Below are 484 nucleotides of genomic sequence, written 5' to 3'. Positions count from 1 at the left end.
TAAAATGTACCCTAAGTCAAGGACATTTTATAAAAAGACCCTAAGATAAAAGATGATTTCTGTATTGAACAGGAGTCATCTTTTTTAAGTTCCATTGGCATCTATACTTATTATGATAATCTATGTAATCCTCAATCTCACATAATACATCTTCAAAGGTTTCACAATTTTTTAGATTTGTTTCATCTTTTAAGTGCCCGAAAAATGACTCCTGCGGAGCGTTGTCCCAACAATTTCCACGTCTAGACATTGATTGTCCTATATTATTTTGCTTTAATTTTGATTGGAATATTGGACTAGTATAATGAGCACCTTGATCAGAGTGAATAAACACATCCTTACGGAGTAAATGCTTGTTAGATTTCACCAAATTATCAATTGTTTCTGTAACAATATCAATTTTTAAACTTTTAGAAATGTTATATGCTAAAGCTTCATTGGTAGAAGAATCTAAAATGGTTGACAAATAAGCCTTTTGACCATT

General features: G+C 30.8%; 1 protein-coding gene. It reads right to left on the bottom strand.

Annotation, left to right across the window (positions count from 1 at the left end; genetic code table 11):
- Positions 1-40: 40 nt before the first annotated feature.
- A partial coding sequence (locus tag ACTNBA_RS19090; RefSeq protein WP_441075828.1) for an IS3 family transposase occupies positions 41-484 on the bottom strand: 444 nt, incomplete at its 5' end.

Origin of the sequence: Clostridium sulfidigenes, assembly GCF_052067195.1 — a bacterium.
GTDB classification, from domain to species: domain Bacteria; phylum Bacillota; class Clostridia; order Clostridiales; family Clostridiaceae; genus Clostridium_J; species Clostridium_J sulfidigenes.
Note: the sequence above shows the minus strand (reverse complement) of the source record. Positions and strands in the feature narration are given on the sequence as shown.